Here is a 20,194-nt window from a genome sequence, read left to right on the forward strand (position 1 = left end):
TCTCCTCTCGTTCGGCTGCGTCACCGCAGCCACCATTCCGGTGATGCGGCGAGGATCGCCCTCGTCGCCCACGCCACGTCGTCCGCGCCGGAGCGCAGCCAGACCTCGATCGCCGCGACCGTCCCGCCCGCCGCGTACGCCACAGCGATCTCTCGCGACGGCAGATCATCGATCGCCGGCGGCTCGATCTCGGGATGCCGCTCGAGCCATTCTTCGAGTCCCGCAGCGACGACCCGTTCGAGCACGGCGCGGATCGGCGCCGCGAGCGTGGGGTGCAGCGCGCCGCGATACACATCGGCGCGCTGTCTGACATGCTCCAGCAGGACCACCTCGGCTGTGGAGAGCGAATCGAGGTCGGCGACCGCGGTGCGCACCGCGGCGAGTTCGACGCTCAGCGCGTCGGCGACGAGCGAGACGGGTGCGTCCGCGTGTCGGTAGAACGTGTCGCGGGTCACCCCGGCCGCGCGGCAGATCTCGGACACGGAGAGGTCGGTGAGCGGGCGGACGGCGGCGAGATCGAGCGCAGCGCGACGCAGCGCCTCTCTGCTGCGCATCGACCGCGGGTCCATGCTGTCAGCCTATCCGACACATGTCAGACAGTGGGCGGCTCGCCATCTGACGTCGAGCCCCCCTCGCCATCGACATCCTGACCCTCTCGCGCCGTCGGGATCGTGATCGGAATCGCGATCGAGGCGATGCCGCCCCCGCCGAGCAGATCGCCCGCGGGCGCCGCGGCGGGCGGCTCATCGGGCAGCAGTTCGGCGTCCGACTTCCGGCGCACAGGCTCGGATGGCAGGCCTGCCCACTCGCTCGCTTCTTCCGGTCGCTGCATGAAGAGTCCCATGCGCCCATTGTCGCCCTGATCGCGGTGCTCACGGCCACGATCGATGGGCGCGCGCAATGCGAAAAGCCCCGCCGAAGCGGGGCTTTCTCAAAGCTGGGGTACCTGGACTCGAACCAAGAACAACGGTACCAGAAACCGCCGTGTTGCCAATTACACCATACCCCATGGGGGTTCAGCCGCAGCCTCACCGAGGAACAACTCTACCTGACGGAGAGGATGCGGCCAAACCGAGCCCCGCCCGGGCGCGTCAGCCGATGCGCTGCACGAGGGCGTCGAGCCGGCGGACGGTCTCGGCCTTGCCGAGCAGCTCCATCGACTCGAACAGCGGCGGCGAGACGCGGCGACCGCTGAGGGCGACGCGCAGCGGGCCGTAGGCGACGCGCGGCTTGAGCCCGAGTCCCTCGATGAGCGCGGGTGCGAGCGCATCCTGCACGGCGGCAGCCGTGAAACCCTGCTCAGGAACGAGCTCGAGCGCACCGACGGAGGCGACGAGCACCTCGCCGGCGTTCGCCGGAAGGCCCGACACCGCGTCGTCGTCATACGACACGTCGGCGCGGAACAGGAAGCCCAGCAGCCCGGGAGCGTCGCCGAGTAGCTGCATCCGCTCCTGAACGAGCGGTGCCGATGCTTCGAGCATCTCGCGCTCCCCCGCCGTCGGCGGGTTCTCGATCAGGCCGGCGCCCGCGAGGTAGGGCACGAGGCGCTCGGCGAAGTCGGCCGGCGCGAGCATCCGCACGTGGTCGCCGTTGATCGACTCGGCCTTCTTCTGGTCGAAGCGGGCCGGGTTGGGGTTCACGTCGGCGATGTCGAACGCGGCGATGAGCTCGTCGCGCGTGAAGACGTCGCGGTCCGCGGCGATGGACCAGCCGAGCAGCGAGAGGTAGTTGAGCAGGCCCTCGTGGATGAAGCCCTTTTCGCGCTGCAGGAAGAGATCGGCCTTCGGGTCGCGCTTGGAGAGCTTCTTGTTGCCGGTCTCGCCGAGCACGAGCGGCATGTGGCCGAAGCGCGGCACGAAGTCGGTGACGCCGGCCTCGATGAGCGCCGCGTACAGGGCGAGCTGGCGTGCTGTCGACGGCATGAGGTCCTCGCCGCGCAACACGTGCGTGATGCCCATGAGGGCATCGTCGACGGGGTTCACGAAGGTGTACAGCGGGATGCCGCCGGCGCGCACGATCACGAAGTCGGGGAACGACCCGGCGGGGAAGGTCACCTCGCCGCGGATGAGGTCGACATAGGTCAAGTCGTGGTCCGGCACGCGCAAGCGCCACGCGGGCTCGCGGCCTTCGGCGCGGAACGCGGCCTTCTGCTCGTCCGTGAGGTCGCGGTCGAAGTTGTCGTAGCCGAGCTGCTTGGCTCGCCCGTTGGCCTCGTTGCGCGCGTCGATCTCCTCGGCCGTCGAGTACGACTCGTAGACCACGCCTGCCGCGATGAGCTTGTCGAGGACGCCGCGGTACAGCTCGTGCCGCTGCGACTGACGGTACGGCGCGTGCGGGCCGCCCTTCTCGACACCCTCGTCCCAGTCGATCTCGAGCCAGCGCAGCGCTTCGAGGAGCTGCTGGTAGCTCTCCTCGCTGTCGCGCGCGGCGTCGGTGTCTTCGATGCGGAAGACCATCTTGCCGCCGTTGTGGCGCGCGTAAGCCCAGTTGAACAGGGCTGTGCGGATGAGGCCGACGTGCGGCAGACCGGTCGGCGAGGGGCAGAACCGCACCCGGATGTCGGATCCGGTGGCGGTCGTGGTGGCGGGGTGGGGTGCGCTGGACATCGCCTCCAGCTTAGTTCTCGCGCGCACCGGTCCCGGTGAGCTCCCCCACCACAGCGCGCAGATGGCCGAGGACGGATGCCACCGCGGGAACGCGCCCCGCTCCCCCAGCCGAGACCGCGTGGATCGCGCGGCGCTCGCTCGCCGGCAGCGGCCGTGTCACGACGCCCGGCAGCACCGGGAACGACGACACGGCGAGGCCTGGTAGCGTCGCGACGCCGATGCCCTGCGCGACGAGCTGCTCGACGGCGACGAAGTTGTCGGTCTCGAAGCGGATCGCCGGGACGAAGCCGGCGCGGCCGCACACCTCGAGCAGGTGCCCACGGCAGCGCGGACATCCGGCGATCCAGTCCTCGTGCGCGAGCGGAGCGATCTCGATCGGACCGCTCTGACGGGCGGCGGCGTGGCCCGCGGGCAGCACCGCGAGCAGGTCGTCGTACCCGATCACCTCGGTGTCGAGGCCTCGCGCGTTCTCCCCGTGGGGGTCGCTGCGATCGCCCGGATAGCCGAAGGTGAGGGCGATGTCCGCGCGATCGGCGCGGACATCGGCGATCGCCTCCGGCGGCTCAGCCTCGACGTACGTCAGAGTCAGCCCGGGCTCGGCGTGGGCGAGCCGGTCCATCAGACGCGGCAGCACCGTGGGCGATGCCGAGGGGAATCCGACCATGCGCACGGTGCCCGAGCGCAGCCCGGCCAGCTCCGCCAGCTCTCCGGATGCCGCCTCGATGACGGTCGCGACGGCGGCGGCGTGCCGGGCGATGACGCGACCGGCCTCGGTCAACCGCATCCGCCGTCCGACGCGTTCGACGACGGGAACCCCCAACCGCTGCTCGAGACGTTTGACCTGCTGACTCACGGCGGGCTGGCTGTAGCCGAGCGCCGCCGCAGCCGCCGTGATCGAGCCGCCGTCCGCGATGGCACGCACGATGCGCAGCTCGGCGATGTCGAGTCGGTAGTCCGGTGCCCCCATACCGACAGATAACTTCAGATGATGCTTTCCATGCAAGTCCTGCCGTAGAGCAATAGGTCGCGAGCGACGACTCTGGATGCATGCGAACGACGACCCTCTCGCCCGACGACCTCCACGGCGCCTTCTCGGACGCGACCGGGTACCTCGCGGCATGCAGCACGGGTCTGCCGACGCGCGAGACCCGCGCAGCCGTCGTGGCCGACCTCGACGCCCGCCCCGACCTCGTGCACTACGCGGCCGTCGTGGAGCGGTGCCGCGCACACATCGCGCGGCTCGTCTCGACCACCGTCGACCGTGTCGCGCTGGGCTCCCAGACCTCGGTCATGGTCGGGATGATCGCGGCCTCGTTGCCCGACGGCGCGACCGTGCTGTGCCCGGACGGTGAGTTCTCGTCGCTCGTGCTGCCCTTCGTCCACGCCGGCCGCGGCATCCACGTTCGCAGCGTTTCCCTGGCCGACCTCGCCGACGCGATCGGACCGGGCGTCGACCTGGTCGCGTTCTCGATCGTGCAGTCCGCGACGGGCGAGGTCGCCGATGCCCGCGCCATCGGCGCGGCAGCACGGCGTCACGGCGTGCGCACCCTGTGCGATGCGACCCAGGCGGTCGGCTGGCTGCCCGTCGAGGCCGACGCGTTCGACGCCCTGGTCTGCCACACGTACAAGTGGCTCTGCACGCCGCGCGGTATCGCATTCCTGACGCTGAGCGACGACTTCGCCGCGACGCTCCGTCCCGTCCACGCCGGCTGGTACGCCGGTGAGAACCCCTGGGCCTCCTGCTACGGAACCGATGCCTCGCTCGCGCGCTCGGCACGCCGGTTCGACGTCTCGCCCGTCTGGCAGGCGATGGTGGGCGCGGAGCCGGCGCTGGCGATGTTCGCGGATGCCGACGCGCGCGCACTCCACGCGCGGGTGACGGAACTCGCCACGGCGTTCCGCACGCGGCTCGGTCTTCCGGAGCCGCTGATCTCCACGCCCATCGTCACCTGGCCCGACGCCGACGGCGTCGACCTGGCACGGTTGACGGCGGGCGGCATCATCGCCTCGGGCCGGCGAGGCAACGCTCGGGTCGCGTTCCACGTCTTCAACGACGAGGACGACGTCGAGCTCGCCGCGCGCGCTCTGCTCGGCTGAGCGCGTCGCGTCTCCGCGGTGCGCGTCAGGCGGTGCGCGTCAGGCGGTGAGCGACCATCCGGTCGAGGCGAGGGCGTCGGCGATGTGGGGCTCGCCGCCGAAGTCGATGCCGTCCGTGACGAAGCTGATGATCACCAGCACGAACATCAGCGCGATCGAGACGAAGAGGATCGCGCTCGAGACGAGGGCGATGATCAGCTGTGATCGGGGACTCATGAGACCACCGTGACAGGCTTCTCGCCCGGATCCAAATGCTTGCCCCGCACGCGGGGAGCGGCTAGGTGCTCGCCCGCTCCGTCGGGAGGGCGTGTGCGCTCGGCGACCGCCGCGCGAAGAGTGCTCCGACCGCGATCGCGGCGACGACCGCCATCGCACACACCGCGAGGCCCCCGTAGCCGATCATTCCCAGCACGCCCCCGGCCGCAGCCGCGCCCGCCGCCCCGACGACGTTCATGACGGCGTCGCTGCGTCCCTGCCGGATCGTCCGGCGCCGTGGTGACGACGCTTCGGTCAGCAGCGCCGAGCCCGCGACGGTGGCAGCGCTCCAGCCCAGTCCCAGCAGGATCAGCGAGACCGTCACCGCGGACGCCGCATCGGCTCCCCACGCCGCCACGACGAGCGCCGCCGCCAGCAGAACCTGCCCGAGGAGGATCGTCGCCACCCGGCCGATGCGGTCGGCCACGAGCCCGAAGACCGGCGAGAGGGCGTACATGCCGGCGATGTGCAGGCTGATCGTGAGTCCGACCACCGACAGGTCAGCCCCGTGATGGACGAGGTGCAGCGGCGTCATCGCCATGACCGAGACCATGACACCGTGCGACCCCGCGATCGAGACCACGGCATAGCGCGCCATCCGCGGACGGTCCTCCGGCGTGCCCGCGGCAGCCGCGCCGCGATCGTGGCTCGCGACCGCGGCACGCGCCACCAGCAGCGGGTCGGGGCGCAGCGCGATCAGGTACAGCCCGATCGCCAGCACCTGCGCCGCGGCGGTGAACACGTACGGGCCGGTCAGCGCCGGCATCCCGAGGACGTCGCCGAGCCGCTCACCCGGACCCACGAGATTCGGACCGAGGACAGCGCCGAACGTCGTCGCCCAGACGACGATCGACAGGTCGCGACCGCGCGTGCGATCGGTCGCGAGATCGGTCGCCGCGAAGCGGGACTGCAGATTGGCCGCCTGGCCCGCACCGATCAGCGCGAAGGCGACCAGCAGGATCGGGAAGACGCCGAGCCCCGTTCCGACGACTACGAGGACCACCCCGGCCAGCGCGAGTGTCATCCCGAGCGTCAGCGCCGGGCGACGGCCCGCCCGCGAGGCGAACGACGCGAGCGGTACCGCGAGCAGCGCCGCCCCGAGCGTCACGGCCGCCGTGGGCAGACCCGCCCACGTCTCATCGCCGGTGATGCGCTCGGTGATGACGGCGCCGAGCGAGATCGTCGAGCCGAAGCCGATGCCACCCAGCACCTGGCCGAGCGACAGCACCAGGAGCGCGCGGCGCCGAACAGCCTCTCGCGAGGCATCCGTCAGCGGGACGGGTGAGCGCTCAGGCATCCCGGACGATGTTGCGGAGGATGCCGAGACCGTCGATCTCGACCTCCACGACATCGCCCGCGACGAGCGGACCGACACCCGCCGGGGTTCCGGTGAGGATGACGTCGCCGGGCAGCAGAGTGAACGCCGCCGAGGCGTACGCGATGAGGTCGGCGATGCCGTGCACCATGTCGGTGAGCGGCGCGCGCTGCTTCTCTTCGCCGTTGACACGGGCCACGAGCTGGGCCTGGGCCGGATCGAACTCCGTCTCGATCGCGGGCCCGAGCGGGCAGAACGTGTCGAAGCCCTTCGCGCGGGCCCACTGCCCGTCGCTGCGCTGCAGGTCGCGCGCGGTGACGTCGTTGGCGATCGCGTAGCCGAACACGTGCTCGAGCGCGTCGTCCGCCGAGACGTTGCGGGTGACCGTGCCGATGACGACGGCCAGCTCCCCCTCGAAGTCGACCTGCTGCGACTGGGGCGGGCGGACGATCGCGTCGCCAGGGCCGATCACCGAGGTGTTCGGCTTGAAGAACAGCAGCGGCTCGGCGGGCACCTCGTTGCCGAACTCCGCGGCGTGGTCGCGGTAGTTGCGTCCGACGGCGATGATCTTCGACCGCGGGATGACCGGAGCCAGCAGCACCGCGTCGCCGAGCGCCACGCGCTCGCCCGTGGTGTCGTAGCCGGCGTACATCGGATCACCGGCGAGCGTGACGAGCTCGGTGCCGTCGAGGATGCCGTAACGGATGCTCTCGTTGTGCGAGAAGCGGACGATCTTCACGGTCAGCCGTCCAACCGCACGAGCCAGCCGTGCTTGTCTTCACGGCGACCGTACTGGATGTCGGTCAGCTCTTCGCGAAGCGACAGGGCGAGCTCGCCCACGGGCTGCTCGTCGAAGAAGTCACGACCCTTGAGCACACCGATCGGCGTCACGACCGCGGCGGTGCCGCAGGCGAACACCTCGACGATGTCGCCGGATGCCACCCCCTGGCGCCACTCGTCGAGCGAGACGGCCCGACCCTCGACCTTGTGTCCGCGGTCGCGCGCGAGCTGGAGGATGGAGTCGCGCGTGATGCCCTCGAGGATCGACTCGGACTGCGGCGTGACGATCGTGCCGTCCTTGTAGACGAACACCACGTTCATGCCGCCGAGCTCCTCGACGTTGCGGTCCTGGTCGAGGAAGACGACCTGGTCGCACTCGTTCTCATACGCCTCGGCCTGGGGCAGCAGGCTCGACGCGTAGTTGCCGCCGGTCTTGGCCGCGCCCGTGCCGCCCTTGCCGGCACGCGCGTAGTCCTCGCTCAGCCAGATGGAGACGGGCTTCACTCCGCCGGTGAAGTAGGCGCCGGCGGGGCTCGCGATCAGGTAGTACGCGACCTTGTTCGCGGGCCGGACACCGAGGAACGCCTCCTTCGCGAACATGAAGGGCCGCAGATAGAGCGACTGGTCGGCGCCCGAGGGCACCCAGTCGCCGTCGACGGCGATCAGCTCGCGCAGCGACTGGACGAACCACTCGACGGGAAGCTCGGGCAGCGCGAGGCGGCGAGCCGAGCGCTGCAGCCGGCGCCCGTTCTGGTCTGGGCGGAACGTGTGCACGGATCCGTCGGCGTGACGGTAGGCCTTGATGCCCTCGAAGATCTCCTGCCCGTAGTGCAGCACGGCAGCCGCCGGGTCGAGCGAGATCGGGCCGTAGGGCTGGACGCGCGGACGGTGCCACCCGCCGCGGACGGACCAGCAGACGTCGACCATGTGGTCGGTGAAGTGCGTGCCGAAGCCCGGGTTGGCGAGGATCTCCTCGCGGCGGGCGGGCGACGCCGCGGCGAGGTTGCGGGTCACGGCGAAGTCGAGCGGCTCGAGTCCGGCGTCGGGGTCGTTTTCCAGGAGAGTCATCTGTCGTCCAAGCGGGGTGTGAGGCGAGGCGATGTCCAGGCTACGCCTGCAGGCGTGCCACGATCGCGTCGCCGATCTGTGCGGTGGTGCGGGCGTCCGAGCCGCGGCCGGCGATGTCGGTTTCCACGGCTCGGGTCACGCGTTCGGCGTGCTCGCGCAGCCCGAGGTGATCGAGCATCAGCGAGATCGAGAGGATCGCCGCGGTCGGGTCGGCCTTCTGCTGGCCGGCGATGTCGGGCGCCGATCCGTGGACGGGCTCGAACATCGACGGGAACGCGCCGTCGGGGTTGATGTTCCCCGATGCGGCGAGGCCGATGCCTCCGGTGACGGCGCCGGCCAAGTCGGTCAGGATGTCGCCGAAGAGGTTGTCGGTGACGATCACATCGAAGCGGCCCGGGTTCGTGACCAGGAAGATCGTCGCCGCGTCGACGTGCAGGTAGTCTACGGCGACATCGGGGTGCTCCGCGGCCACCTCGTCGACGACGCGCTTCCAGATGCCGCCCGCGTGCACCAGGACGTTCGTCTTGTGCACGAGCGTGAGCTTCTGCCCCCGGCGCTCGGCCAGCGCGAAGGCGTAGCGGACGACGCGTTCGACACCGAAAGCGGTGTTGACCGACGTCTCGTTCGCCACCTCCTGCGGCGTCCCCCGCCGGATCGAACCGCCGTTGCCGACGTAAGGGCCCTCGGTACCCTCGCGGACGACGACGAAGTCGATATCGCCCGGGTCGGCGAGCGGCCCGGGGACGCCCGGGTAGAGCTTCGACGGGCGCAGGTTGACATAGTGATCGAGCTCGAAGCGCAGCTTCAGCAGCAGTCCGCGCTCGATGTTGGCATCGCGCAGCCGGGGGTCGCCCGGCACGCCGCCGACCGCGCCCAGCAGGATCGCGTCCTGGGCGGCGATCGCGCCGAGGTCGTCGTCGGTGAGGGTGTCGCCGGTCTCGAGGAACCGTCCCGCCCCGAGGGAGAAACGCGTCTTGTCGAACGTGACGTCCGACCCGGCGACCACGGCGTCGAGGACCTTCTCGGCCTCGGCGACGACCTCGGGTCCGATTCCATCGCCCGGGATGACGGCAAGCTTCACGACGCGTGACATCGCTCTCCTCGTTCTCGGCGGAGCGGCGCGTCCCTCGATCAATGATCGGCGCGCCGCGAGTGGGATCCTTTCAGCGTAGTGGCCGCGATGACGCCTGCGAGAACGACCAGCACGGCACCGATGGTCGCGGTGACAGCGACGCCCGCGTCGAAAGCGTGCGCGGCGGCATCCAGCAGTTCCGCTCCGAGGGGCGCGGGCAGATCCTGGGCGACGTTGACCGCACCGGCGAGCGTCTCACGCGCGGCATCGGCGGCCTCGGCGGGCACGCCGGCCGGTACGACCATTCCGAAGCGGTACATGGCGGTCAGGATGCCGCCGAGCACGGCGGTCCCGAGCACGGCGCCGAGCTCGTACGCCGTCTCGGACACAGCGCTGGCGGCTCCCGCCTTGGCCGGAGGCGCGCTCGCGAGCACGAGCTCGTTCGACACCGTCTCGGCGGCGCCGATGCCCATGCCCAGCAGCGCGAAGGCGAGCACCAGCTCGATCATGCTGTCGGGGTCGGTCGCGGTGGCGATCACGATGTAGCCCGCCGTCGACAGGACGAGCGCCGCCGGGATGACGATGCGAGGCGAGACCCGCCTCGAGATGGGCACCACGCCGAGGCCCGAGATGATCATCATCGCGAGTCCCGGAACCAGCGCCAGGCCGGCCTGGAGGGGCGAGAGGCCGACGATCAGCTGCAGGTGCTGCGTCACGAAGTAGAGGAACCCGACGAGGGCGACGACGCTGAGCAGGTTGACCAGCAGCGCGCCGCTGAACGTCCCGCGCGTGAACAGCCGCATGTCGAGCATCGGCGAGCTCAGGCGCAGCTGCCGGCGCACGAACAGCCACCCGAACACGACGCCGATCGCCACGAGCACGGGAGGCAGGACGCCCCAGCCCTTCACCGCGAACTCCTTTATCGCGTAGACGATGGGCACCATCGTCAGCATCGACAGCGCGATGCTGATCGGGTCGATGCGTCCCGGGTGCGGGTCACGGCTCTCGGGCACGAGGAAGGGAGCGAGGAGGAGGAGCGGGACCAGGACCGGCACCGCCATCAGGAACACCGACCCCCACGAGAAGTGCTCGAGCAGCAGTCCGCCGACGATCGGTCCGAGGGCGGCGCCCGCGGAGAACATCGACGCCCACACCGCGATTGCGAGGCGCCGCTGATCACGGTCGGTGAAGATGCTGCGCAGCAGCGACAGGGTCGAGGGCATCAGCATCGCGCCGAAGACGCCCATCGAGGCACGGGCGGCGATGAGCCACTCCGCGCTCGGCGCGAACGCCGCGAGCGCGGAGACCGTCGCGAACCCGGTCGCGCCGATGAGCAGCAGCCGGCGGCGACCGAACCGGTCGCCGAGCGAGCCCATCGTCACGAGCAGACCCGCGAGCACGAGCGGATAGACGTCGATGATCCAGAGCTGCTGCGCGCTCGAGGGGCTGAGGGCCCGGGCGATCTCGGGCAGAGCGAAGCTCAGCACCGTGTTGTCCACCGACACCAGCAGCACCGGCAGCATCAGCACACCGAGCGCTGCCCACCCGCGCCAGTCGGCCCGTCGGCCCTGTCCGTCAGCGATTGCGATCTCTTCAGTCAACGTCATTTATTCACCGTCCAGCCGGTATAGTAACACTCCGTGGAGCCTGACGGGAGAGGATGGAAGGCATGAGTCGTCCCCCTCGAGCACGCGGGAGCGTCCTCGACGCTTACGAGCAACTGCTGATCAGCGACGGCGCCCGCGGAGCGACGATGGATGCCGTCGCGGCGGCGGCCGGCGTCTCGAAAGGCGGCCTGCTCTACCACTACGCCTCGAAGGAGGCACTCGAGACGGCGCTGCTGGACCGCATGCTGGAGCTCGCCCGGCTCGACGTCGATGAGATGGCCGGCCACCCCGACGGCATCGTCGCCACGTACCTGCGGACCTCGGTGATGGACGACAGCCCGCTCGACCGTGCCCTTCTCGCCGGGTCACGACTGGCCCAGAGCGGCCACGCCGGCGCGAGCGCAGCACTGCGCGACGTCCGCACCCTGTGGGAGGAGGCGTTGCGTCCGCACACCCGCGACGAGACCGCGCTGCAGCTCGTGCTGCTCGTCGGCGACGGCCTCTACTTCAACAACGCGCTCGGCGCCGGCGCAGTCGTCGGACCGCTCCCCCAAGGCGAGGACTTCGAAGCCCTCGTCCGACTCGTCCTCGGCGCGGCATCGCGCTGACCGCACCGCCGGGCGCGGGACGGGCGCCGACGACGACGGCGGCGGCCGGGTCGCCCCGTACCGCCGCCGTCGATCGACGTGCTGCCGGTCAGACCTCGGTGAGCTCGATCTGGCGGAACAGATCCGCCGCGACGGCTTCGCGCATCTCGTCGAGCAGGTGATCGGGCACCGGCGAGTCGACGGTGAGCACCGACAGCGCACGGCCCGACGAATCGGGGCGCGCGACCTGCAGACCGGCGATGTTGATCCCCGCCTCGCCGAGCTTCTGACCGTAGATCGCGACGATACCCGGACGGTCGGCGTACCGCATGACGACGTGGTGACGCTCGATGGGCACCTCGACCTCGTACCCGTTGATGCCCACGACCTTCGGCACCATGCGGGTGCCGGCGAGCGTGCCCTCGACCGTGAGCACCGTGCCGTCGGCCAGCGTGCCGCGGAGGATCGTGATGTTGCGGTACAGCGGGCTGTCGGACTCGACGATGAGACGGGTCTCGATCCCCCGCTGCTCGGCGAACAGCGGCGCGTTCACGTACGAGACGTTCTCGCTGACGATGTTGGTGAAGATGCCCTTCAGCGCCGCGAGACGGTAGACGCTCACGTCGTAGTCGGCCAGCTCGCCGCGCACCTCGATGTCGAGGCTCGTCAGGGCGCTGGGCGCGAGCCCCGTGAAGATCTGGCCGAGCTGCTCGACGAGCGCGATGCCGGGACGCACGAACGGGTCGATGACGCCCCCGGCCACGTTGACGGCGTCGGGGACGAGGTCTCCTTCGAGCGCAAGCTTGACCGACTTCGCGACCGAGACGCCCGCCTTCTCCTGCGCCTCGTCGGTCGACGCGCCGAGGTGGGGCGTGACGACGACGTTGGGGAGCGACAGCAGCGGGTACGCCGTGCCGTCCTCCTTCGGCGGCTCGGTCGTGAACACGTCGAGTCCGGCGCCGGCGATCTCACCGGTCGTAAGGGCGACGTACAGCGCCTCTTCGTCAATGAGCCCGCCACGGGCGACGTTGACGACGTACGCGCTCTTCTTCATGAGCGCGAACTGCGCGGTGCCGATCATGCCCGTCGTCTCGGGCGTGCGGGGCATGTGGATCGTGACGAAGTCGCTCTGCGCGAGCAGCTCGTCCAGGCTCAGCAGCTGCACACCGAGCTGCTGGGCGCGCGTCGGGGTGACGTACGGGTCGTACGCGACGACGGTCACACCGAACGCCTGCAGGCGGGCAGCGATGAGCGCACCGATGCGGCCGAGACCGATGATGCCCACGGTCTTCTCGAACAGCTCGGTGCCGGTGAAGGACGACCGCTTCCACGCCCCCGTCGCCAGCGACGCGTGAGCGGCGGGGATGTGGCGGGCGAGGCTGAGGATGTGACCGACGGTCAACTCCGCAGCCGAGATGATGTTGGAGGTCGGGGCGTTGACCACCATGACGCCGGCGGCGGTCGCCGCCTTGATGTCGACGTTGTCGAGTCCGACGCCGGCACGCGCGATGACCTTGAGCGACGGCGCGGCGGCGATCGCCTCGGCATCCATCTTCGTCGCCGAACGGATGAGCACCGCGTGGGCGTCGGCGAGGGCCGGCAGCAGGGCGGCGCGGTCGGCGCCGTCCACCGAGCGGATCTCGAAATCAGGACCGAGGGCATCGATCGTGGCGGGCGAAAGTTCTTCGGCGATGAGCACGACGGGCTGGGGCACGGGCGATCCTCTGGAGCGAGCGCAGAGCGCGGAATGGGTGGTCGCCGCGACGGCCGACGGCGGTGCGGCGGGTCGTTTCAGCCTAGCGCGGCCCGTTCGGGCCCACCGACCATGTGACGCCGGGCTCGTCGGCTCGCGTCATCCACCCAGCAGGGAGCCGCCCGCGGTGATCGAGTACGACAGGATGTTGAGCCAGAACACCGCGACGAGCCCGAGCCCCGCGAGCAGGAGCAGCGCGAACGCGCCGGCCCGGCGCCGGTACCCGAGCGCGAACGCCGCCGCGAAGACGAGGATCGGGAAGACGATCGCCGACCCCAGGACGGCCCACCCCGCACCGTTGAGTCCCTGCACACCGGTCGCCTGAGTCACGAGGTGCCCGACCGCCACCCAGACGGCGTAGGCGTAGAAGAGGCCGAAGGCGCCCGCGACGGTGGCGACGAGCCACGTCGGGGTGCGGTGCCGGGTCGCCGGCACGGATCCCGTCGTCATCACAGCCCCGTTCCGATCATCACGAAGGGCCACGGCACGAGGAGCACCACGCCCGCGGCAAGCCAGGCGAAACGCTGCCAGGACGGGCGCTCGCGCGTCAGCAGGAAGGCGACTCCGAACCAGATCGCGGGTGCCAAGACGGCCACGATGGCAGCCGGCACGAACGAGGACGGTGCGACGAGGAACCCCACGACACCGTTCATCCGCAGCCCGCCCACGATCCAGCCGATCGTGTACAGCAGATAGATGCCGCCGAGGACGCCGAGCGAGACCAGCGCAGCACTGCTCATCCCGGCCGCGCGGTCGCCGTGGGTGTCGTCGGGCTCGGAGGCGTTCCCGGACGGTACCGACGCCGCGGCCGGCGTCGTCGTGATCGCCGACACGTCGGTGTTCGATCGGCGCGGCGCGGCGGGCTCGTCCGCCGGGGGCGCTGACACGAGTGTCGGGTCGTCGTCTCCGGCCCAGCTCAAAGCGTCGTCGTCGCGGGTGGTCACTCGTTCAGGGTAGCGCGGCGTTGCGCCCACGGGCCGGGCACCGCGCTCGTCACCGACCGATGCGGTGACCGAAGCGCAGGCCCGCGCCGACGGCGACGACCGCGGTGGTCGCGATGCCGAGTGCTCCCGCCCAGGGCGCCCACACGATCGGACGCGTCAGCGAACTGCCTGCCCCGTTGCTCAGCGCGCCGACCTGTACGGCATCCGTGCTTCCCGTCGCCCCGTCGGGCGCGATGGCGGCATTGAGCTCGGCCGATCCCCCGACGTCCGGCCCGCCGTCGACGTGCACCGTCTCGGTCGGCTGGGGCGCGGGAGCGGGTGCGACGGCCGCGCGGCCGAGGCGCAGCAGGGCTCCGACCCGGGCCGCGGCACCCGCCGCGACCTGCGTGCCGGCCTCGACCCGCGGCAGCTCGATGTCCGGCACCGGGATGGTCTCGTTCACCGGGACGTCGGGGACCGGGACGGGCGGCGCGGGCGGCACGCCCACCGTCGGCACCGGTTCGGGTGCGGGCTCGGGGGTCACGGGAGGGACCGTCGTCGGCACCGGAGCGGGCGTGACAGGCTCTGTCGGGACCGGGTCGGGCGACTCCCCCGGCTGCGGCTCGTCGTCGGCGGGATCGGCAGGCAGAGCGGGCGCCGGCTGCGGCGCGGTGGGGTCGGGGTCCGGAGCGGACAGCGTCGTCTCGGGCCCGGTGTGGCCCCAGGCCACCGCGCCGGGCAACGCCGCGACCCCGCCTCCCGCGAGCACCGCGGCCGTCAGCCCGGCGGCGCGCAGGCGCACGCGAGCGGACTGCTTCGTCGGGGAGGGCATACGTCCCATCGTAAAACCTGCACGCACGAGGGCAAGCCGAAAGCCCGGCCCCTGATGGGGACCGGGCTTCCGTGGCCGAGGCCGGGCTCGGCGGGGTGTCGCCGAGGATCGGAGCGCACCTCGATGAGGCGCGCGTCGGGATCAGCGCGCTGCGCTGCCCTCGGTGTAGTCGGCGTCCTGCTGCTTCCAGGCGAAGAGCGAGCGCAGCTCCTTGCCGACGGACTCGATCGGGTGCGCCGCCGCCTTCTCGCGCAGCTCGCGGAACTCGGCCGCGCCGTTGTCCTGGTCGCCGATGAAGCGCTGCGCGAACGCACCGTTCTGGATGTCGGCGAGAACGGCCTTCATGTTCTCCTTGACGTGCGGGTCGATGACGCGCGGGCCCGAGACGTAGTCGCCGTACTCGGCCGTGTCGGAGACCGACCAACGCTGCTTCGCGATGCCGCCCTCCCACATGAGGTCGACGATGAGCTTGAGCTCGTGGAGCACCTCGAAGTACGCGATCTGCGGCTGGTAGCCGGCCTCGGTGAGGGTCTCGAAGCCGTACTGCACGAGCTGCGAGACGCCGCCGCAGAGCACCGCCTGCTCACCGAACAGGTCGGTCTCGGTCTCCTCGGTGAAGGTCGTCTTGATGACGCCGGCGCGGGTGCCGCCGATCGCCTTCGCGTACGACAGCGCCGTCGCCCAGGCCGAGCCGGAGGCGTCGCGCTCGACGGCGATGATGTCGGGGATGCCGCGGCCCGCGACGAACTCGCGACGCACCGTGTGCCCGGGAGCCTTCGGCGCGATGAGGATGACGTCCACGCCCTCGGGCGCGTCGATGTAGCCGAAGCGGATGTTGAAGCCGTGCGCGAAGGCGAGGGTCTTGCCCGCGGTGAGCTTGTCCTTGATCGAGTCCGCGAAGATCGCACGCTGGTGCTGGTCGGGAGCGAGGATCATGATCAGGTCGGCCCACTCGGCGGCATCCGCGACGCTCTTGACCTCGAAGCCCTCGTCCTGTGCCTTGGCGGCCGACGACGAGCCGTCCTTGAGGGCGATGACGACCTCGACGCCCGAGTCACGGAGGTTGAGAGCGTGCGCGTGTCCCTGCGAGCCGTAGCCGACGATCGCGACCTTCTTGCCCTGGATGATGGACAGGTCGGCGTCGGCGTCGTAGAAGATCTCAGCCATGTTCGTGTGTTTCTCCTTGATTCGTGGTTCGTAGGGTCAGCCGCGCAGGACGCGCTCGGTGATGCTCTTGCCGCCGCGCCCGATGGCGAGCAGGCCCGACTGCGCGAGCTCTTTGATGCCGAACGGCTCGAAGGCTCGCAGGATGGCGTCGATCTTGCCCCGGTCGCCGGTGACCTCGACGACGAGCGCGTCGGGCGCGTAGTCGACGATCGCGGCGCGGAACAGGTTCGCCACCTCGATGACGTTCGACCGGGTCTGGTTGTCGGCGCGCACCTTGATGAGGATGTGCTCTCGCTGCACCGACGACGAGAAGTCGAGCTCGACGATCTTGATGACGTTGACGAGCTTGTTGAGCTGCTTGGTCACCTGCTCGAGCGGCAGCTCCTCGACGTCGACGACGACCGTGATGCGCGAAAGGCCCGGCACCTCGGTCACGCCCACGGCGAGGGACTCGATGTTGAAGCCGCGACGGGCGAAGAGCCCGGCGACGCGGGTGAGCAGACCCGGCTTGTCCTCGACCAGGAGGCTCAGCACGTGGCGTGACATCTCAGTCCTCCTCGTCGAATGCGGGCGCGTGCTCGCGGGCGTACTGGATGTAGCTGTTGCTGACACCCTGCGGGACCATCGGCCACACCATCGCGTCGGCGCTCACGACGAAGTCGATCACCACGGGGCGGTCGTTCGTCTCGAGGGCGAGCTTGATGGCATCGTCGATCTGGTCCTCGGTCTCGACCCGGATGGCGAGGCAGCCGTACGCCTCGCCGAGCTTGACGAAGTCGGGGATGCGCGCGGTGCCGTGACCGGTGTTGAGGTCGGTGTTCGAGTGACGGCCGTCGAAGAACAGCGTCTGCCACTGCCGCACCATGCCGAGCGAGGAGTTGTTGATGATCGCGACCTTGATCGGGATCTGGTTGATGACGCAGGTGGCGAGCTCCTGGTTCGTCATCTGGAAGCAGCCGTCGCCGTCGATCGCCCAGACGACACGTTCGGGCTGCGCGACCTTCGCGCCCATCGCCGCGGGAACGGCGTAGCCCATCGTGCCGGCGCCGCCGGAGTTGAGCCACGAGTTCGGACGCTCGTACTTGATGAACTGCGCCGCCCACATCTGGTGCTGACCGACACCCGAGGCGTAGACGCCCTCGGGTCCGGTGAGCTCGCCGATGCGCTGGATGACGTACTGCGGCGACAGCAGGCCGTCGGTGGTCGGTGCGTAGCCGAGCGGGAACTCCTCACGCAGTCCATCGAGGTACGCCCACCACTCGGCGGTGTCGGGCTGACCGTCGCCGATCACGCCGCGGAACGCCGCCTCGAGATCGACGAGCACGTCGCGGACGTCGCCCACGATCGGCACGTCGGCGAACCGGATCTTCGAGATCTCGGCGGGATCGATGTCGACGTGGACGACCTTGGCGTGGGGTGCGAACAGCGCCGCCTTACCGGTGACGCGGTCGTCGAAGCGTGCACCCAGCGCGATGATGAGGTCGGACTCCTGCAGCGCCAGCACGGCGGGCACCGTGCCGTGCATGCCGGGCATGCCCAGGTGCTGTGCATGCGAGTCGGGGAACGCGCCACGCGCCATCAGAGTCGTGACGACCGGCGCACCCGTCGCCTCGGCGAGCGTCAGCAGCTCGTCGGAGGCGCCACCGCGGATGACGCCGCCCCCGACGTACAGCACGGGCTTGCGGGATTCAGCCAGCAGCTGGGCCGCTGCCTGGATCTGCTTGCCGTGGGCCTTCGTGACCGGACGGTAACCCGGCAGGTCGACCTTCGGCGGCCAGACGAACGGAGCCGAGGCCTGCTGCGCGTCCTTGGTGATGTCGACCAGCACCGGGCCGGGACGCCCCGTCGAGGCGATCTCGAACGCGGCGGCGATCGCGCCGGGGATCTCCTCGGCGGTCTTCACCAGGAACGAGTGCTTCGTGATCGGCATCGTGATGCCGACGATGTCGGCTTCCTGGAAGGCATCCGTCCCCATGAGGGTCGAGAACACCTGACCGGTGATGCACACGAGCGGCACCGAGTCCATGTAGGCGTCGGCGATCGCGGTGACGAGGTTGGTCGCGCCGGGACCGGAGGTGGCGATGGCCACACCGGTACGGCCGGATGCCGCGGCGTAGCCTTCGGCGGCATGACCGGCCCCCTGCTCGTGACGGACGAGGATGTGGCGGACCGCCTCGTCGTCCATGAGCGGGTCGTAGACGGGCATGATCGCGCCGCCGGGCAGCCCGAAGACATCGGACACACCGAGGTTGTCGAGCGAGCGGACGACCGCCTCGGCGCCCGTGAGGACGGGAGCAGAGGGGGTGCGGGACGGCGGCCGGGGAATGGCCGCGGAGATGTCGGTGGACATGGTGGTGAACCTCGCTGAAGAAGAGGAGTCGATGTCGGAGCCGAAGTCAGCCGGTGGTCGCGCCCTCCGCGGCGGAACGCACGAGCTTGGAGTACTTGGCCAGAACGCCACGGGTATAGCGCGGGGGAAGAGGTGCCCAGCCGTCTCGGCGAGCGTTCAGCTCAGCCTCGTCGACGAGTAGGTCGAGGGAGCGAGCCGCGATATCGACCCGTATCAGATCACCATCGCGCACGAATGCGATGGGACCTGCGTCCACCGCCTCGGGTGCTATGTGGCCGATGCACAGGCCGGTTGTGCCGCCTGAGAATCGTCCGTCCGTCAAGAGTAGTACATCTTTTCCGAGGCCAGCGCCCTTGATGGCGGCGGTGATCGCCAGCATCTCGCGCATGCCGGGGCCGCCCTTGGGGCCTTCGTACCGGATGACGATCACCGAGCCCGGTTCGATCTCGCCGGCGGCGACGGCATCCATCGCCGCACGCTCGCGCTCGAACACGCGGGCCGGACCCTCGAACACGGCGGCGTCGAAGCCGGCGGTCTTGACGACCGCGCCTTCCGGGGCGAGCGAGCCGTGCAGGATCGTGATGCCACCGCTGGCATGGATCGGGTTGTCGAACGTGTGGATGACCTTGCCGTCGAGCGGCTCGGGGTCGAGCTCGCGCAGGTTCTCGGCGAGGGTCTTGCCCGTGACGGTGAGTGCGTCGCCGTGCAGCAGCCCCTCGTCGAGCATCGCCTTCATGACGACGGGGATGCCGCCGTGCCGGTCGACGTCGTTCATGACGTACTGACCGAACGGCTTCATGTCGGCCACGTGCGGCGTCTTGTCGCCGATGCGGTTGAAGTCGTGGAGACTCAGGTCGACCTCGGCTTCGCGGGCGATGGCGAGGAGATGCAGGACGGCGTTGGTCGACCCGCCGAGGGCCATGACGAGGGCGATCGCGTTCTCGAAGGCCTCCTTCGTCAGGATGTCCTTCGTCGTGATGCCCTGGCGCAGGAGGTTGACGACGGCTTCGCCGGAACGGTGCGCGTAGTAGTCGCGGCGCCGGTCGGCCGAGGGCGGGGCGGCGGAGCCCGGCAGGCTCAGACCCAGCGCCTCACCGACGGAGGCCATCGTGTTCGCGGTGTACATGCCGCCGCAGGCACCTTCACCGGGGACGATGGCGCACTCGATGCGTTTGAGGTCGGCTTCGCTCATCTTGCCGGCGCGGCAGGCGCCGACGCCTTCGAAGGAGTCGATGATCGTGACGTCCTTCTCGGTGCCGTCGCTGAGCTTGACCCAGCCCGGCATCGTCGAGCCGGCGTAGAGGAAGACGCTCGAGAGGCCCAGGCGCGCGCTGGCCATCATCATGCCGGGGATCGACTTGTCGCAGCCCGCGAGCAGCACGGTGCCGTCGAGGCGCTCGGCCATGATGACGGCTTCGACCGAGTCGGCGATGACCTCGCGCGAGACGAGCGAGAAGTGCATGCCCTCGTGGCCCATCGAGATGCCGTCCGAGACGGAGATGGTGCCGAACTGCAGGGGGTAGCCGCCGCCGGCGTGAACGCCCTCTTTGGCGCCCTGCGCAAGCCGGTCGAGGCTCAGGTTGCAGGGGGTGATCTCGTTCCAGCTCGAGGCGATGCCGATCTGGGGCTTGTCCCAGTCCTCGTCGCCCATGCCGACGGCACGCAGCATGCCTCGGGAGGTCGTGGCTTCGATGCCGTCGGTGACGGCACGACTGCGCGGCTTGATGTCGATGGTCTCGGAGCTGTCGGGCATGCTCGAATTCTATGCCCGACGCCCCGGGC

Annotated in this window: 20 protein-coding genes and 1 tRNA gene; 2 read left to right on the forward strand and 19 right to left on the reverse strand. The window is 70.2% G+C overall.

What is annotated here, in order from left to right; all coding sequences use genetic code 11:
- Positions 1-20 precede the first annotated feature (20 nt).
- The 5 genes from PUW82_RS10060 to PUW82_RS10080 all read right to left on the reverse strand — a co-directional run bounded on the left by PUW82_RS10060 (position 21) and on the right by PUW82_RS10080 (position 3,573).
- The gene (locus PUW82_RS10060) at positions 21-569 is read right to left on the reverse strand and encodes a TetR/AcrR family transcriptional regulator (protein WP_274222156.1); all 549 of its coding nucleotides are present in this window, start codon (positions 567-569) and stop codon (positions 21-23) included.
- 23 nt (positions 570-592) lie between these two features.
- Positions 593-844, reverse strand: a complete 252-nt coding sequence (locus PUW82_RS10065; protein WP_274222157.1) for a hypothetical protein — start codon at positions 842-844, stop codon at positions 593-595.
- 93 nt (positions 845-937) lie between these two features.
- Positions 938-1,009: transfer RNA gene (locus PUW82_RS10070), tRNA-Gln, on the reverse strand.
- 82 nt (positions 1,010-1,091) lie between these two features.
- Positions 1,092-2,606: a glutamate--tRNA ligase gene (gene gltX, locus PUW82_RS10075; RefSeq protein ID WP_274222158.1), complete on the reverse strand. Its 1,515-nt coding sequence runs from the start codon at positions 2,604-2,606 to the stop codon at positions 1,092-1,094.
- Between the two features lie 10 nt (positions 2,607-2,616).
- Positions 2,617-3,573: a LysR family transcriptional regulator gene (locus tag PUW82_RS10080; protein WP_274222159.1), complete on the reverse strand. Its 957-nt coding sequence runs from the start codon at positions 3,571-3,573 to the stop codon at positions 2,617-2,619.
- Positions 3,574-3,653: 80 nt separating this feature from the next.
- Here PUW82_RS10080 and PUW82_RS10085 point away from each other — a divergent pair, with 80 nt between their 5' ends.
- Positions 3,654-4,703, forward strand: a complete 1,050-nt coding sequence (locus PUW82_RS10085) for an aminotransferase class V-fold PLP-dependent enzyme (protein ID WP_274222160.1) — start codon at positions 3,654-3,656, stop codon at positions 4,701-4,703.
- A gap of 39 nt (positions 4,704-4,742) precedes the next feature.
- Here PUW82_RS10085 and PUW82_RS10090 read toward each other — a convergent pair whose 3' ends face one another.
- The 6 genes from PUW82_RS10090 to PUW82_RS10115 form a co-directional block, all read right to left on the reverse strand.
- Complete coding sequence (locus tag PUW82_RS10090; RefSeq protein ID WP_274222161.1) at positions 4,743-4,919, reverse strand: hypothetical protein; 177 nt, start codon at positions 4,917-4,919, stop codon at positions 4,743-4,745.
- A 61-nt stretch (positions 4,920-4,980) separates the two neighbouring features.
- A complete protein-coding gene (locus PUW82_RS10095; RefSeq protein WP_274222162.1) occupies positions 4,981-6,255 on the reverse strand; it encodes an MFS transporter in 1,275 nt (424 codons plus the stop codon).
- Positions 6,248-7,012: a fumarylacetoacetate hydrolase family protein gene (locus PUW82_RS10100; protein WP_274222163.1), complete on the reverse strand. Its 765-nt coding sequence runs from the start codon at positions 7,010-7,012 to the stop codon at positions 6,248-6,250. Before PUW82_RS10100 ends, PUW82_RS10095 begins: the two co-directional genes overlap by 8 nt.
- Before the next feature lie 2 nt (positions 7,013-7,014).
- Complete coding sequence (locus tag PUW82_RS10105; protein WP_274222164.1) at positions 7,015-8,121, reverse strand: branched-chain amino acid aminotransferase; 1,107 nt, start codon at positions 8,119-8,121, stop codon at positions 7,015-7,017.
- 40 nt (positions 8,122-8,161) lie between these two features.
- Positions 8,162-9,214 carry a 3-isopropylmalate dehydrogenase gene (locus PUW82_RS10110; protein WP_274222165.1) on the reverse strand — a complete coding sequence of 351 codons (1,053 nt, stop codon included), beginning with the start codon at positions 9,212-9,214 and terminating at the stop codon, positions 8,162-8,164.
- Positions 9,215-9,252: 38 nt separating this feature from the next.
- Positions 9,253-10,800: an MFS transporter gene (locus PUW82_RS10115; protein WP_274222166.1), complete on the reverse strand. Its 1,548-nt coding sequence runs from the start codon at positions 10,798-10,800 to the stop codon at positions 9,253-9,255.
- A gap of 62 nt (positions 10,801-10,862) precedes the next feature.
- On the opposite strand from PUW82_RS10115, the gene PUW82_RS10120 reads away from it, so the two are divergent.
- Positions 10,863-11,408: a TetR/AcrR family transcriptional regulator gene (locus tag PUW82_RS10120; protein ID WP_274222167.1), complete on the forward strand. Its 546-nt coding sequence runs from the start codon at positions 10,863-10,865 to the stop codon at positions 11,406-11,408.
- An 88-nt stretch (positions 11,409-11,496) separates the two neighbouring features.
- Here PUW82_RS10120 and serA read toward each other — a convergent pair whose 3' ends face one another.
- From serA to ilvD, 8 genes are all read right to left on the reverse strand, one after another.
- Complete coding sequence (gene serA, locus PUW82_RS10125) at positions 11,497-13,101, reverse strand: phosphoglycerate dehydrogenase (RefSeq protein ID WP_274222168.1); 1,605 nt, start codon at positions 13,099-13,101, stop codon at positions 11,497-11,499.
- 138 nt (positions 13,102-13,239) lie between these two features.
- Complete coding sequence (locus PUW82_RS10130) at positions 13,240-13,590, reverse strand: hypothetical protein (RefSeq protein WP_274222169.1); 351 nt, start codon at positions 13,588-13,590, stop codon at positions 13,240-13,242.
- Positions 13,590-14,084, reverse strand: a complete 495-nt coding sequence (locus PUW82_RS10135) for a DNA polymerase III subunit gamma/tau (protein WP_274222170.1) — start codon at positions 14,082-14,084, stop codon at positions 13,590-13,592. The genes PUW82_RS10130 and PUW82_RS10135 overlap by 1 nt, the downstream gene beginning before the upstream one ends.
- Positions 14,085-14,133: 49 nt before the next feature.
- Positions 14,134-14,895 (reverse strand): hypothetical protein, encoded by a 762-nt coding sequence (locus PUW82_RS10140; RefSeq protein WP_274222171.1) that lies wholly within the window; start codon positions 14,893-14,895, stop codon positions 14,134-14,136.
- A gap of 141 nt (positions 14,896-15,036) precedes the next feature.
- Entirely contained in the window at positions 15,037-16,062 is a 1,026-nt protein-coding gene (gene ilvC, locus PUW82_RS10145) for a ketol-acid reductoisomerase (protein ID WP_274222172.1), read from the reverse strand.
- 36 nt (positions 16,063-16,098) lie between these two features.
- On the reverse strand, positions 16,099-16,608 hold the full coding sequence (ilvN, locus tag PUW82_RS10150; protein ID WP_071918201.1) for an acetolactate synthase small subunit: 510 nt from the start codon (positions 16,606-16,608) through the stop codon (positions 16,099-16,101).
- A 1-nt stretch (position 16,609) separates the two neighbouring features.
- Complete coding sequence (locus PUW82_RS10155) at positions 16,610-18,412, reverse strand: acetolactate synthase large subunit (RefSeq protein ID WP_274222173.1); 1,803 nt, start codon at positions 18,410-18,412, stop codon at positions 16,610-16,612.
- A gap of 46 nt (positions 18,413-18,458) precedes the next feature.
- Positions 18,459-20,165 carry a dihydroxy-acid dehydratase gene (gene ilvD / locus PUW82_RS10160; RefSeq protein ID WP_274222174.1) on the reverse strand — a complete coding sequence of 569 codons (1,707 nt, stop codon included), beginning with the start codon at positions 20,163-20,165 and terminating at the stop codon, positions 18,459-18,461.
- Positions 20,166-20,194 lie beyond the last annotated feature (29 nt).

This window comes from Microbacterium thalli, from assembly GCF_028737325.1.
Classification (GTDB): Bacteria; Actinomycetota; Actinomycetes; order Actinomycetales; family Microbacteriaceae; genus Microbacterium; species Microbacterium thalli.